At 34.2% G+C, this 14,164-nt stretch carries 10 protein-coding genes and 1 CRISPR repeat array; of the genes, 8 read left to right on the plus strand and 2 right to left on the minus strand.

What is annotated here, in order from left to right; translation table 11 throughout:
* Nucleotides 1-433 precede the first annotated feature (433 nt).
* The 8 genes from acs (at nt 434) to NE054_RS03925 (ending at nt 10,095) form a co-directional block, all read left to right on the plus strand.
* Nucleotides 434-2,326: an acetate--CoA ligase gene (gene acs / locus NE054_RS03890; protein ID WP_297888782.1), complete on the plus strand. Its 1,893-nt coding sequence runs from the start codon at nt 434-436 to the stop codon at nt 2,324-2,326.
* 133 nt (nt 2,327-2,459) lie between these two features.
* Nucleotides 2,460-3,839: an OprD family outer membrane porin gene (locus NE054_RS03895; RefSeq protein ID WP_297888784.1), complete on the plus strand. Its 1,380-nt coding sequence runs from the start codon at nt 2,460-2,462 to the stop codon at nt 3,837-3,839.
* Nucleotides 3,840-3,854: 15 nt separating this feature from the next.
* Nucleotides 3,855-4,169 carry a DUF485 domain-containing protein gene (locus NE054_RS03900; RefSeq protein WP_297888786.1) on the plus strand — a complete coding sequence of 105 codons (315 nt, stop codon included), beginning with the start codon at nt 3,855-3,857 and terminating at the stop codon, nt 4,167-4,169.
* A gap of 1 nt (nt 4,170) precedes the next feature.
* Complete coding sequence (locus NE054_RS03905) at nt 4,171-5,904, plus strand: cation acetate symporter (RefSeq protein WP_297888788.1); 1,734 nt, start codon at nt 4,171-4,173, stop codon at nt 5,902-5,904.
* Nucleotides 5,905-5,951: 47 nt separating this feature from the next.
* Nucleotides 5,952-7,754: a putative nucleotidyltransferase substrate binding domain-containing protein gene (locus NE054_RS03910; RefSeq protein WP_297888790.1), complete on the plus strand. Its 1,803-nt coding sequence runs from the start codon at nt 5,952-5,954 to the stop codon at nt 7,752-7,754.
* Entirely contained in the window at nt 7,751-8,359 is a 609-nt protein-coding gene (locus NE054_RS03915) for a 3'-5' exonuclease (RefSeq protein WP_297888792.1), read from the plus strand. The genes NE054_RS03910 and NE054_RS03915 overlap by 4 nt, the downstream gene beginning before the upstream one ends.
* A 75-nt stretch (nt 8,360-8,434) precedes the next feature.
* Nucleotides 8,435-9,325 (plus strand): DsbC family protein, encoded by an 891-nt coding sequence (locus tag NE054_RS03920; RefSeq protein WP_297888794.1) that lies wholly within the window; start codon nt 8,435-8,437, stop codon nt 9,323-9,325.
* Nucleotides 9,322-10,095: an ABC transporter ATP-binding protein gene (locus tag NE054_RS03925; RefSeq protein WP_297888797.1), complete on the plus strand. Its 774-nt coding sequence runs from the start codon at nt 9,322-9,324 to the stop codon at nt 10,093-10,095. The genes NE054_RS03920 and NE054_RS03925 overlap by 4 nt, the downstream gene beginning before the upstream one ends.
* Before the next feature lie 6 nt (nt 10,096-10,101).
* On the opposite strand, the gene upp is transcribed toward NE054_RS03925, so the two are convergent.
* Nucleotides 10,102-10,725: a uracil phosphoribosyltransferase gene (upp, locus tag NE054_RS03930; protein WP_297888799.1), complete on the minus strand. Its 624-nt coding sequence runs from the start codon at nt 10,723-10,725 to the stop codon at nt 10,102-10,104.
* A gap of 21 nt (nt 10,726-10,746) precedes the next feature.
* On the minus strand, nt 10,747-11,469 hold the full coding sequence (gene cas6 / locus NE054_RS03935; RefSeq protein ID WP_297888801.1) for a CRISPR-associated endoribonuclease Cas6: 723 nt from the start codon (nt 11,467-11,469) through the stop codon (nt 10,747-10,749).
* A 97-nt stretch (nt 11,470-11,566) separates the two neighbouring features.
* Nucleotides 11,567-14,117: direct repeats of the CRISPR family, unit length 30 nt; unit sequence GTTTCAATTCCTCATAGGCACTCTAAAAAC.
* The last annotated feature ends 47 nt before the right edge of the window (nt 14,118-14,164 follow it).

Here is a 14,164-nt window from a genome sequence, read left to right on the forward strand (position 1 = left end):
TCGACGATTTTTATTTATCAACATCTTACATTTTTTGCATCTCATTTGCATACAGTTATTGAGACAAAATTTTGCCATTTTGGATAGGACGACGGAGTAATATCCAAACGTTAAAAATTAAAAGTAGGATTATATGGTTAATTTCTCACTCGAGGTATAAAAAAATATTATTTATAAATTACTTAATAACATAAAATCTTTTCAATGACAAGAAAAAGCAAAGAATATGTTGCATATTTTTTGTGTAATAAAACACTGTTTTATAAAATTTTAACTATTTAAGAATATCTTTTTATATTATGTTGGTTGATACTGATAATACTTAATCAAACAATGTTTTATTTTGATATAAAAATTTGACATTTAACACAAATTTATTAAAATACTGTTTTATTTTTTAAAATAAAACCGCGTTATAGAAGGAGGTAAAACGATGGAAAAGGCAGATTTACTTTTGAAGGTTGAGGAAAAGTACTATCCACCAGAACATATAGTTGAGCAGGCGTGGATAAAAGATTACGAATCTCTTTACAAACAGTCCATTGAAGATAGAGAGGGGTTTTACTCAAAGATTGCAGAAGAGTTAGAGTGGTTTGAGAAATGGGACAAGGTCTTAGAATGGAACTATCCTTACGCTAAATGGTTTGTAAACGGTAAAACAAACATTACTTACAACTGTATAGATAGACATGTAAAAAATGGAAAAAGAAACAAAGTTGCTTTTATATCTGTTGATGAAGAAGGAAATGAGAAGAAGGTTACTTATGGAGAGCTTCTTGATTTAGTCAGTAGACTTGCAAATGGTCTTAAATCTCTTGGTATTAAAAAAGGAGACAGAGTTTCCATATACATGCCAAACACAGTAGAAGCTGCTATATCTATGCTTGCTTGTGCAAGAATTGGAGTTATACACAGTGTTGTTTTTGCTGGTTTTAGTGAAGGAGCATTGAAGATTAGAATAGATGATGCAAAGGCAAAAGCTGTCATAACCGCAACTTACACAAAAAGAAGAGGTAAGAAAATTCCATTATTTCCAACAGTAAAGGAAGCCATAAAAGATTTAGATTTTGTGGAAAAGATAATTCTTTGGGATAGAGACAACGAACTTTCAGACGAATACGAAGAACACAACGTAGTTGATTTTTACAAACTTATTAAAAACTCTTCAAAGGACTGCCCGCCGGAAGTACAAGACGCTGAAGACCCATTGTTTATCCTTTACACATCCGGAACAACAGGAAAACCAAAAGGTGTTTTACACACAACAGGTGGTTATATGGTAAATACATACATGACTTCTAAGTATGTATTTGACTTAAAAGAAAACGATATATACTGGTGTACTGCTGACGTTGGTTGGATTACTGGACATAGTTACATAGTGTATGGACCTCTTACCAACGGCGTAACTTCTGTAATGATGGAAGGAGTACCTGTATATCCTCATCCGGGAATATGGTGGGAATACGTAGAAAAGTACGGTGTTAATGTGTTTTACACAGCACCAACAGCTATAAGAATGTTGATGAGGTTCGGAGAAGAGATTCCGGCTAAGTATGATTTATCTTCTTTAAAAGTTTTAGGTTCTGTTGGTGAACCTATAAATCCGGAAGCATGGCTTTGGTACTATAAGAATATTGGTAGAGGAAACGCAGTTATAGTGGATACATGGTGGCAGACAGAAACAGGAGCACACATGATAACAACCTTACCATCTTATCCGGCAAAACCCGGAAAAGCCGGAAAACCTATGTTTGGTATAGAAGTTGCGGTAGTAGATAAACAAGGAAACCCTATGCCACCAAATCAAGTTGGACACCTTGTTATAAAAAATCCTTGGCCTTCAATGCTTAGAACTTGTTGGGGAGAGCCTGAAAGGTACGAAAAATATTGGAACGAAATACCTGGATACTACTCTGCCGGAGACCTTGCAGCGATAGATGAAGAAGGTTATATAATGGTCGTAGGTAGAGCAGATGACGTACTAAGTGTCGCAGGACACAGAATAGGAACAGCAGAAGTAGAATCTGCGATAGTTGAAAACCATGCTGTAGCAGAGGCAGCGGTGATAGGAAAACCAAACGAAATAAAAGGAGAATCAATAAAAGCGTTTGTAATACTAAAAGAAGGATACCAACCTTCAGAGGAGTTGAAAGAGAAAATCAAAGATACAGTCAGAGATGTCCTTGGACCTATAGCTGTTCCGGATGAAATAGAGTTTGTAGATAAATTACCAAAAACAAGAAGTGGAAAAATAATGAGAAGATTGCTAAAAGCAAGAGAACTTGGATTAGAAATAGGCGATACATCTACCTTAGAAGAATAAGATTTTTTAAAGGTAACCTCTCCTTTAAGGGAGAGGTTTTTTTGTTTGCTTTTCCTTAAAAAATATAACAATGTTATAGATGATGAAATATAACGATGTTTTAATAAAAACTACTTTACAGGAGGTTAAACAAATGAAAAAAGTTTTAGCAATGTCAGCTCTTTTAGCACTTGGTTCTACACAGGTTTTTGCAGCGAATGACCTTGAGTCTGCTTTTAAAGAAAGCAAGGTAATGGGTCAGTTTAGAGCTTTTTACATTGACAGAAATTATGAAAGTGGAACAACAGACATTGTAAAAGATAGGTCTGCATTTGCAATCGGTGGAAAGTTTGGATTTGAAACAGCGGCAGTAAACGGGTTAAAGTTTGGTATAATGGCTTACACTACAAACGCTATTGACCCAAACAGGTTAGGCCCAACTGCTTCTGGAGGTCTTAACCCTCACTTGGACCCATCATTATTCGGCAAAGATAGAAAAAGTGTTACCTACATAGGTCAACTTTACCTAAACTATTCTTATAAAAACACGAATGTAAAGATAGGAAGACAAGAGATAAACACTCCTATGGCTGGAATGGACGATGCAAGAATGCTTCCTAACCTTTTTGAAGGTGTGGTTATAACAAACAAAGATTTACCAAAAACAACCTTGATAGGAGCTCACTTTTGGAATATGGCTTACGGAACATTTGCAAACGCTTACAGTGCTTGTTCTTATTTAGGATTACAAGCCGGATACGGATGTAGCGGTTATACTAATTTAACTATTCGAGGAGTGGGATTATCTAAATACGACACTGGAAACTTTATGAATATGGGTAAGCAAGCAATAGGTAAAGCAAACGCTGGAGTTACAGTTTTGGCAGCTATATACGAAGGAATACCAAACTTAAAACTCCAAGCTTGGGATTACTACGCTTGGGATATGATGAACATTCTTTACCTACAAGGTGATTATAACGTAAAAGTTAGCAATGTAAAGACCACAATCTCAGCTCAGTATATCAATGAGACGAATGTGGGAAGTAAAGTTAAAGATGTCTTTGGAAAAGAAGTAGGGGCTAACCTTTTTGGAGCAAAAATCAACTTTAACATACCAACTCCTGTGGTAGATAACTTTAATCTTTACGCTGCATACTCTGTAACTGGAAGTGATACAAACAAATTATTAAACGGAGGTCTTATAACTCCATGGGGTGGAACTCCCGGGTTTGTCCAAGGTACAGTTACAAGACTTGGTTATGTTGCAGATACAAACGCTTGGAAAGTAGGAACAAGCTTCGACATTATAAAAGGACTAAACTTACATTTAGCGTATTCATACTTTAATATAGGAAGTAAGGCAGTTTATTCATCCAGAACTCATGATGCATCGGAGACAAACTGGGATTTAACTTGGAAGTGTAGGCTTATTAAAAATTTAGAAGTCAGAGCAAGAGGTATTTACACTTGGAACTTTATCCCAGGACAGAACTTTACAGAGTATAGGTTGATAGCAAACTACAACTTTTAATAGGAGGTAAGCGTTATGGACAGAAGTCTTATTGAAAAAATCAAAAATGACCCGGATTTTCAAAAACTTGTTTCAGAGAGAAACAGGGTTATGGTTATCTTAACAGCTTTGGAGTTGTTCATTTACTTTGGTTTTATCCTTCTTGTTGCTTTTAACAAAGAGTTTTTAGCTCAAAAGTTAGGAGAAGGTGTAATTACCGTTGGTATTCCTATAGGTATTGGTGTTATTGTTTTATCTTTCTTGCTTACAGGTGTGTACGTTTACATAGCCAACAAAGATTACGATGAGTTGTCAGAAAGAATAAAGAGAAAATACATGAAGGAGGTGTGATATGACAAAAAAAGGAATGTTCTTTTGGCTACTTAGTGTTGCTTTGGTTGGTGGTGCTTTTGCAGCCGGAGGGATAGAAGGGAATGTAGAAAAACAAGGTGTTAATATGACTGCTATAACGATGTTTATACTGTTTGTTGTAGCTACACTTGGTATTACTTACTGGGCAGCAAAAAGAACAAGAACTGCAAAAGATTTCTACACAGCCGGTGGTGGCATAACCGGATTTCAAAATGGTCTTGCGATAGCCGGAGACTTTATGTCTGCTGCATCTTTTCTTGGAATTGCAGGACTTGTTTACACATCCGGATATGATGGACTACTGTACTCAATAGGTTTTCTTGTTGGTTGGCCTATCGTTATGTTTTTACTTTCTGAACCTCTTAGAAACCTTGGAAAATACACATTTGCAGATGTTACTTCGTTTAGGTTAGAGCAAAAAAGAATAAGAATCCTTGCTGCTATTGGTTCTTTATCTGTTGTTACTTTCTACCTTATCGCTCAGATGGTAGGTGCTGGAAAGTTGATACAGCTGTTGTTTGGTCTTCCTTATTCTACGGCAGTCATAGTTGTTGGAGCTCTTATGATTACATACGTTGCATTCGGTGGAATGCTTGCAACAACCTGGATTCAGATTGTTAAAGCTGTTTTACTACTGGGTGGTGCATCTTTTATGGCGTTTATGGTTTTACTTCACTTTGGATTTAGTTTTGAAAATCTATTTTCAACTGCCGTTCAAGTACACTCTAAAGGTGAGAAAATTATGGCTCCGGGAGGTCTTGTATCAGACCCATTAAACGCTATTTCTCTTGGTCTTGCTCTGATGTTTGGAACAGCAGGACTTCCTCATATCCTAATGAGATTTTTCACAGTTCCTAACGCAAAAGAAGCAAGAAAATCAGTTTTCTTTGCAACCGGATTTATAGGATACTTCTACATTCTTACATTCATCATCGGATTTGGTGCTATCGCTTTATTTGTAAACCATCCAGAATACTTCCAAAATGCAAAACAGATAGTGGTTGATGGCATCACAAAAATCGTAGCAGCGGATGACCCTACTAAAAACCTTATCGGAGATAAAAAAGCTCTTGTTGGTGGAGATAACATGACAGCTATCCACCTTGCGGAAGCTGTTGGTGGACCTGCATTTATGGGCTTCATTTCGGCGGTTGCTTTTGCAACGATACTTGCTGTTGTTGCTGGGTTAACATTGGCAGGAGCTTCAACACTTTCACACGACCTTTATGCAAACGTAATAGCAAAAGAAAAAGATGAACAAAAAGAGATGAAAGTATCAAGAATAGCAACATTTGTGATAGGTATCCTTGCTATCATTCTTGGAATAGTCTTTGAAAAACAAAACGTTGCATTTATGGTTGGTCTTGCTTTTGCTATAGCAGCATCTGTCAACTTCCCGATACTTTTACTATCCATATATTGGAAAGGACTGACGACAAAAGGAGCTTTCTGGGGTGGACTTGCAGGACTTGTAGTTGCTTTGGTATTGATAGTAATATCTCCAACCGTTTGGGTAGATGTTCTTAAAAATCCAGAGCCTATAATAAAACTCAAAAACCCTGCATTGTTCTCAATGTTAACAACATTCATATTAACAATACTCATATCAAAACTTGACAACTCAGAAAGAGCAAAAGAAGATAGAGAAGGATTTGAACCTCAATATGTCAGGTCTCAAACGGGAATAGGTGCAGAAGGAGCGGTTCAACATTAAAACATTATCGGGGCTTTTTAAGCCCCGATAAAAAATGAGGTAAAAAAATGAGCATAGCGGATATTAAACTTTTTTTGAAAAACTGCTATCCTTTTGAACTACTGGCAGATAATCAGATAGAAGAGATAGTAGATAATATGGAGATGATTTACATAAAACAAAACCAGAGCATACCATCGTTAGGTGAGTTTTACTATATTGTCTTGAAAGGTTCAGTAGTTGAAAAGGATTTGGCAGGAAACGATATTAATTACTATGGTGAAAAAGATAGTTTTGACTACCTATCGATAATAGGTCAAAATGAAAATCAGTTTGTTGCAGTAGAAGAAAGTATTCTATACAGATTTCCATCAGGTCTTTTGTTAAAACTAATCTCCGAAAATCCGGATTTTGCAAACTACTTTAAAAAAACATCCAAAGAAAAACTATCATCAGTAGCATCAGAAAATCCATACCTATTTGCCAAAATAAAAGATATTCCATACCAAAAACCATTGATTGTAGATGAAAACATCTCTATCTACGAAGCGGTAAAAAAAATGACCGAAGAAAAATCTTTAAGTATCATAGTAAAATTTCCTCAAGAGTATGGAATAGTCACAGACTCAGACCTTAGAAAAAAAGTTATTTTAGCCAAAAAAAATGTAGAAGAACAGGTAGGAGATATAGCCAATAAAAATATCATAAGTGTCAGTCCAGAAACTTTTCTTTTTGATGCAATCATAACGATGATGAAAAACAACATAAAAAGAGTGGTAATAAAAGATGACAGAGGAGATATTTTAGGTGTTCTCAACGAAGTTGATATTCTATCTCAATACTCAAATCAACCTCAATTTTTAGCACTGAAAGTAGAAAGAGCAAAATCAATTCAAGAGTTAAAATCTGTATCAGACTCAATGATAAACACAGTTAGACTTCTACATAAAGAAGGAATTCGTACAAGACACATAATGAAGTTTGTTTCTGAGATAAACGAGAAAATATTCAAAAAACTATTTAATATGCTTGCAGATGAAGATATAAAACAAAACAGCTGTTTAATCGTTATGGGAAGTGAAGGAAGACAGGAACAGATACTAAAAACCGACCAAGACAACGGAATCATACTATCAGATGGTTTTGATAGTCCAAAGTTGGAAACTTTTGCAAAAGAGTTTGTAGAAGCTTTAAAAGAACTTGGTTATCCGGAATGTAAAGGTAACGTTATGATTACAAACCCATACTGGAGAAAATCCTTAAAAGATTACAAAGAATCTGTTTTTCATTACATAAACAACATTTCTCCGGATAATATGCTAAATCTTGCAATTTTAGTAGATTTAAGAGCTATAGAAGGAAAAACACAGTTGGCAGAAGAGTTGAGAGATTATATATTTGAAAAAATATCAGACAACAAAACATTTTTGTCTTGGTTTTCACTACCTACCATAAGTTTTAAAACACCACTTAACTTTTTTGGAGGATTTGAGACAGAGAAAGGAGAACACAAAGGAGAAATTGATATAAAAAAAGGTGGTATCTTTCCAATAGTTCACGGTGTAAGGTCTTTGGCTGTAGAATACAGAGTAAAAGAAACAAACACTTTCAGTAGAATAAAAGAGTTGGTCAACAATGGACTGTTCAACAAAGACTTTGGAAGAGAAATTATAGAATCCTTAGAGTTTATGTTAACTTTGAGACTTAGGGAAAGACTTAAAAAGATGGAGATGAAAAAAAATCCAGATGATTATATAAACCTTAATAACCTTACAAACCACGAGAAAGACTTACTAAAAGAATCCTTTAAAGTAGTAAACAGATTTAAAGACTTTATAACAAACCACTACAAACTAAACTACATAAGATGATAAAAATTTTTGAGAATTTAAAAAAAGACTTTCTAAAAAAAAGATTGAAAGATAAAAAATACCTGTTTTTATTTGATAAACCACCAGAGAATGAATTTGTAGCCTTTGACACAGAAACAACCGGATTAGACCCTAAAAAAGACGATATACTCTCAATAGGTGCTGTCAAAATAAAAGACAACAGAATTTTACTTAATGAAAGGTTTTACACGTTGGTTAAACCAGAAAAAGATATAAATGAAGAGACCATAAAAATCCACGGACTGAGAAAAAAAGACCTTGAAAAAGGTATTCCATTAAACCAAGCTATAGAAAAATTTCTCCACTACATAGGAAGCAGACCATTGGTGGGATACTATGTAGATTTTGATATTGAAATGGTTAATAAATACACAAAACAGTTAATAGGAATACCACTTCCTAATGAAAAGATAGAAGTATCCGGATTGTACTACGATTACAAAATAGGAAAAATACCTCAAGGATTTGTAGATTTAAGGTTTGACTCAATAGTAAAAGATTTAAAAATTCCAACCTTTGGAAAGCACGACTCTCTTAACGATGCAATCATGACAGCTCTTATATTTATCAAACTAAAAAACTGATTTACAAAACATTCACACAAAAAAGATAAGATGGTAATATAATATAGTTAAAAAAACTTTAGAGGTGAAAAATTTATGAAGTTAAAACTTTTTGTAGCCGGATTGATGGCTTTATCTACTTCCATTTTTGCTGCCGAAAGCTGTTTAGGTGGAGGAAATACAAAAATAAGCACATCTCAAGTTGAGAAAGCGTTATCCGGAATACTTGGAAATGCAAAAGTAGTAAGTGTGTCTGACTCTCCTATTCAAGGTCTATACGAAGTGATTATAGAAACAGGAAATAAAAAGGTACCTATTTATGTAGACTGTAATCTTAAATACCTTGTTAACGGTGAGATTATAGACGTAAATAAAAAGGTGAGTTTAACAAGAGAAAGGTTTCAGCAATTACAATCTCAAGTAAATTCTGAAAAAGAAACAAAATTGTCAAAGATTATGGGAAAAGATAAAGTTGAGATGTTAAAAAAAGAAGGTCTTTTAGACCTTATAATGTTTGTTGATACAAAAAATCTTCCAAAATCCAACGTAACTTACGGTAATGGAAACAACGTCGTTTATGTTTTTACTGACCCACAATGTCCATTCTGTGCTAAACTTCATAAAGAGATAGAGCAAGTACTGAAAAATAGAAAAGATGTAAAGTTTGAAATGGTCCTTTATCCTTTACCTTTCCATAAACATGCAAGGGGAATATCGGAGAACATAGAGTGTCAAAAAGACAACACCTCAAAACAAAACTTACTTAACAAAGCCTTTGAAAGTGTAGCATCAAACAACGAATCTGGATTGTCAGCCCTTGATAAAGCTTGTGCCACAGCAAAATCGGTAATAGACAAAAACTTACAGTATGCTCAATCTGTAGGAATAAATGGAACACCTACAATAATATTTCCTAATAAAGGTGTAGCTGTATCAGGAGCTATATCAGCTGATACTCTCAACAAGTTGATAGATGCACTAAAGTGATAAAGGTTGAAAATCTATTCGTTAAGTTTTATATAGAAAATCAGGTTGTGGAGGCTCTGAAAGGAGTCTCCTTTCATTTAAATCAAGGTGAGATAGTAGCTATTGTGGGAGAATCTGGCTCAGGTAAAAGTGTTAGCTGTAACGCTATAATGAACCTATTACCATCTTACGCAAAGGTAGAAGGAAGTATATTTATAGATGATAAAAATTTAGCTGAACTCTCAAAAGAGGAAATAAGAAAAATAAGAGGAAATATAGTCAGTATGGTTTTTCAAGAACCCTCAGCAGTTTTAAACCCTTTAATTCCGGTGGGAGAACAGATTTTAGAAACAGTATTGGCTCATAAAGACATATCTTACAAAGAAGGAAAGGAAATTGTAATTCAAGCCATGGAATCGGCAAAAATTCCGGACCCAGAAAAAAGATTTTATCAGTACCCTCACGAGTTATCCGGAGGATTAAAACAAAGGGTTGTAATAGCAAATGCGATAGTAAATAAACCAAAGTATATATTAGCAGACGAACCAACTACAGCCTTAGATGTTACAACTGCATCCGGAATTTTAGCTTTGTTTCAAGAGTTGAAAGAAAAACAAAATATAGGAATCCTTTTCATAACTCACGACCTTGGAGTTGTTGCCCAGATAGCCGATAGAGTTATTGTTATGTACAAGGGAGAAATAATGGAAGAATCAGATGTTTATCAAATTTTTGACAATCCTAAATCTCAATACACTAAAAATCTATTAGCATCAAGAGTACATGTTTAAGATTCATTACTCAGTGTTGAAGCATCTATCTCCCGCATCTCCTATTCCGGGAACTATGTAACCTTTGTCATTTAATTTTTCATCTACACTTCCAACGTAAAAAAGAACATCTTTATGGTTAGATACCTTTTCTATCCCAATTTTTGATGCAATAACATTTAAAGATATAATCTTTTTAGGGTTATGAGACTTTATTATTTCTATGGCTTTTATAAGAGAACCTCCTGTTGCAACCATTGGGTCAACCACTATTACAGTTTTGTCTTTTAAATTTGGTAATCTTTCGTAATAAACTTTACTTTCTAATGTCTCCTCATCTCTCTTGATGGCAAGGAAACCGACTTTTGCTTCTTCCAAAATTTCAAGACATCCATCCATCATCGGTAATCCGGCTCTTAGAATCGGAACTATTACGTAGTTATCTTCTTTTAAAGTTGGAAAATCACCTTTTGAAAACTGAGTCTCAACTTCTTTTAAATATGTTTCCTCATCTTTTAAAGCTTGAGTTAATAAAATTTTTCCTATTACTGAAAGATGTTTTCTAACTAAAGAAGATTTTAAATTTTTATCTCTTATCTTTGTGAGTGAGGTTTGAAGAATTGGATTGTTTACGACAATTACGTTCTCCATCAAGGCTCCTTTAATTTTTGTTTAAGTAACTTCTATCATTCCAAAACCTTGTGAGTTTTTTGCACCAAGTCCTGCATCGTAAACAGTCTTAAAAAGGTTAGGTTGTGTATTTATCTCAAAGGTTCCTTCGTATGCTTCAATAGGAAAGTCTTTGTATTTCAATAGCAATTTTCTTGTTTTTATTGGTTTTATTTTCAATGGAAAATCCGGAATTTTTTCTCCTGATATAACTTCGTATTTTTTCCGTAAATTCTCCTTTATAAGTTCCTGAAAATCCGTTTCTGTCGGAGAGTAGTATCTGTAATACTTTTTATCTTTTTCAAAGGTTCTGTAAGTTGTAATTGGAGATAAAGTTTTTATGGTCATTTTGTCTTTGAAATCCGGATTTGTTATAACCTCTATACTTTCTAAAAAAAGTTCATTGCTTCCTAATAGGAAATATTCTTTTCTAATAAAAGTTTCTCCCCAGTTTTTTGTAATGTCATTTACCGCTGAAGAGATGTATATGGAAATAGGAGCTTTATAAATTATCTGTTGATTTGAGATTTTAAAATGTTCTGATTGGATTTTAGAAAATGTAAAAAGTTTAAAAGACCTTTTTTCATAAGAAAATCCAACATCATGCAGAAAATTTGCTAACTGCTTTGGAAGATTTTTATAAAGCATACTTTGAAGTAGATAATTGTGATGAATAGGAAGGGCAATATATTCTTTGTCTGAGTTTAACCTAATTTTTAACCTCAAATCAAAAAATCCTTTTCAAATTTTGTTTTTAATACAAAAATTATAAAAATTTTTAACAATTAAATCAAGCAAAATATTTTGTATAAAGCCTAATATTATTTCAATTCCTCATAGGCACTCTAAAAACAGATGGAAATCCAGATGGAAAATATAAAGGAAACAAGTTTCAATTCCTCATAGGCACTCTAAAAACGTCAGTGTAATTGTACCAATTCTTCCTGTGGATGGAAGTTTCAATTCCTCATAGGCACTCTAAAAACTCCTTAACTCTATTCAAAAAACTTTGTTGATATCTATGTTTCAATTCCTCATAGGCACTCTAAAAACTATAAAACGATTTAACAAAACTTTAACTAAGAAATAGTTTCAATTCCTCATAGGCACTCTAAAAACGACTACGAAGCACAGGAAAAATAGGAGTAGAGAAGAGTTTCAATTCCTCATAGGCACTCTAAAAACATAAGCATCGATTGGCTTGGAACAAATTCTTGTCCGGTTTCAATTCCTCATAGGCACTCTAAAAACTAGTCCTTAACAATCCAGCCCCAGCCTCTAAATTCAGTTTCAATTCCTCATAGGCACTCTAAAAACGTTACTCCGGAGAGTAAAAACGTTTGCTCCGGAGAGTTTCAATTCCTCATAGGCACTCTAAAAACGAACCTAAGAGACGAAAGTCAAGGAGCTTATCCGCGTTTCAATTCCTCATAGGCACTCTAAAAACTGTCCGACGGCATTACTTTTGTAGGGTCTGGTTGTCGTTTCAATTCCTCATAGGCACTCTAAAAACTGAACAACTCAGCCAACTTACCATGAAATTTCACCAGTTTCAATTCCTCATAGGCACTCTAAAAACAAATTTTAGAACATCTATATTTTTTATTTTTAGATTGTTTCAATTCCTCATAGGCACTCTAAAAACATCCAATCATCATATTAGATGAAAGTCAACGTATATGTTTCAATTCCTCATAGGCACTCTAAAAACTTATTTTTACCTTCAGCTTTGATTGGCGCTTTAGGTTGTTTCAATTCCTCATAGGCACTCTAAAAACGCGGTAAGCTGGTAGAATTATTTGACGAGGAAATCTGTTTCAATTCCTCATAGGCACTCTAAAAACTGACTATATTATATTAGGAGCAAAGGACGACTTTAAGTTTCAATTCCTCATAGGCACTCTAAAAACTTTTAACATTGATTTTAACATTTTGTTTTGAGTCATCGTTTCAATTCCTCATAGGCACTCTAAAAACAAACTTCTTGAAATGTTACTTGAAAATGTGAGTGAGAGTTTCAATTCCTCATAGGCACTCTAAAAACCTTGAAAAGAAAAAAGAAAACAAAGCAACAATGGGATGGGTTTCAATTCCTCATAGGCACTCTAAAAACTTATATGAGAGGGTTTAGGCATAATACGCGGAACTGGGTTTCAATTCCTCATAGGCACTCTAAAAACCATAGGTTGTTGTGGAGATTTGTTTGCAAATCTTTTTCGTTTCAATTCCTCATAGGCACTCTAAAAACAAGGCCAGGCCGCAAAGGCCTGGCCTTTTTTTGTTTGTTTCAATTCCTCATAGGCACTCTAAAAACTAAAAAATGCTTATTTTTCAAGCTCTTAACTTTATCGTTTCAATTCCTCATAGGCACTCTAAAAACGCTCGAATTTTTTCTCTTTTAATTCGTAGTTTTTAGTTTCAATTCCTCATAGGCACTCTAAAAACCTTTTAACACTTGCTAAAGCTGACGATTTTACATCTTTGTTTCAATTCCTCATAGGCACTCTAAAAACCTTTTTCCTACACTTACCTATTTCGGACTTTTTTGTCTGTTTCAATTCCTCATAGGCACTCTAAAAACCGCTTCAAGAGACTTTAATTAAGCTTGAGAAAGCTTGTTTCAATTCCTCATAGGCACTCTAAAAACTCATTTGCATCTTGCTCCTCCTACATATTGTTTATGTTTCAATTCCTCATAGGCACTCTAAAAACATCTTTTATACTTTCTTTGCATCAAATCACTTATTTGTTTCAATTCCTCATAGGCACTCTAAAAACCTTATAAATGGTGTTTTTCATAGCTCTCTACCTCCGTTGTTTCAATTCCTCATAGGCACTCTAAAAACTGAGGAGGTGGCAGATGAATGAAAGCAAATCTGATTGTTTCAATTCCTCATAGGCACTCTAAAAACTATATGAGAGGGTTTAGGCATAATACGCGGAACTGGGTTTCAATTCCTCATAGGCACTCTAAAAACCCAGTAGTTTTATCCTGTAGTTTTATCCAGTAGTTAGTTTCAATTCCTCATAGGCACTCTAAAAACAAAAGCCCGCCTTTTACACTGTAAAGTTTGATATGGTTTCAATTCCTCATAGGCACTCTAAAAACTAAAGCAGTAGTGTAATGTAGTAGTGCAATGTAGTGGTTTCAATTCCTCATAGGCACTCTAAAAACTGACGACAAAAAAGTTTTATTCTTCAACAACTTAGCTGTTTCAATTCCTCATAGGCACTCTAAAAACTATAGAAACTAACTGGATTGGAGTTGGAAGAATTTCAGTTTCAATTCCTCATAGGCACTCTAAAAACGACATATGAAAAAGAGTTAAACAACGATTCAGTAGGTTTCAATTCCTCATAGGCACTCTAAAAACCAATTTTTGATTTTGTTTTATTTTTCTTTCTATATCGTTTCAATTCC

The organism is Sulfurihydrogenibium sp., assembly GCF_027448985.1.
GTDB lineage: Bacteria > Aquificota > Aquificia > Aquificales > Hydrogenothermaceae > Sulfurihydrogenibium.

What these genes read in the sequence shown, in the direction of transcription:
- NE054_RS03915 (WP_297888792.1), top strand. Translation starts at nt 7,751, where the DNA reads ATGATAAAAATTTTTGAGAATTTAAAAAAAGACTTTCTAAAAAAAAGA.
- NE054_RS03905 (WP_297888788.1), top strand. Translation starts at nt 4,171, where the DNA reads ATGACAAAAAAAGGAATGTTCTTTTGGCTACTTAGTGTTGCTTTGGTT.
- acs (WP_297888782.1), top strand. Translation starts at nt 434, where the DNA reads ATGGAAAAGGCAGATTTACTTTTGAAGGTTGAGGAAAAGTACTATCCA.
- NE054_RS03895 (WP_297888784.1), top strand. Translation starts at nt 2,460, where the DNA reads ATGAAAAAAGTTTTAGCAATGTCAGCTCTTTTAGCACTTGGTTCTACA.
- NE054_RS03900 (WP_297888786.1), top strand. Translation starts at nt 3,855, where the DNA reads ATGGACAGAAGTCTTATTGAAAAAATCAAAAATGACCCGGATTTTCAA.
- NE054_RS03910 (WP_297888790.1), top strand. Translation starts at nt 5,952, where the DNA reads ATGAGCATAGCGGATATTAAACTTTTTTTGAAAAACTGCTATCCTTTT.
- NE054_RS03920 (WP_297888794.1), top strand. Translation starts at nt 8,435, where the DNA reads ATGAAGTTAAAACTTTTTGTAGCCGGATTGATGGCTTTATCTACTTCC.
- upp (WP_297888799.1), bottom strand. Translation starts at nt 10,725, where the DNA reads ATGGAGAACGTAATTGTCGTAAACAATCCAATTCTTCAAACCTCACTC.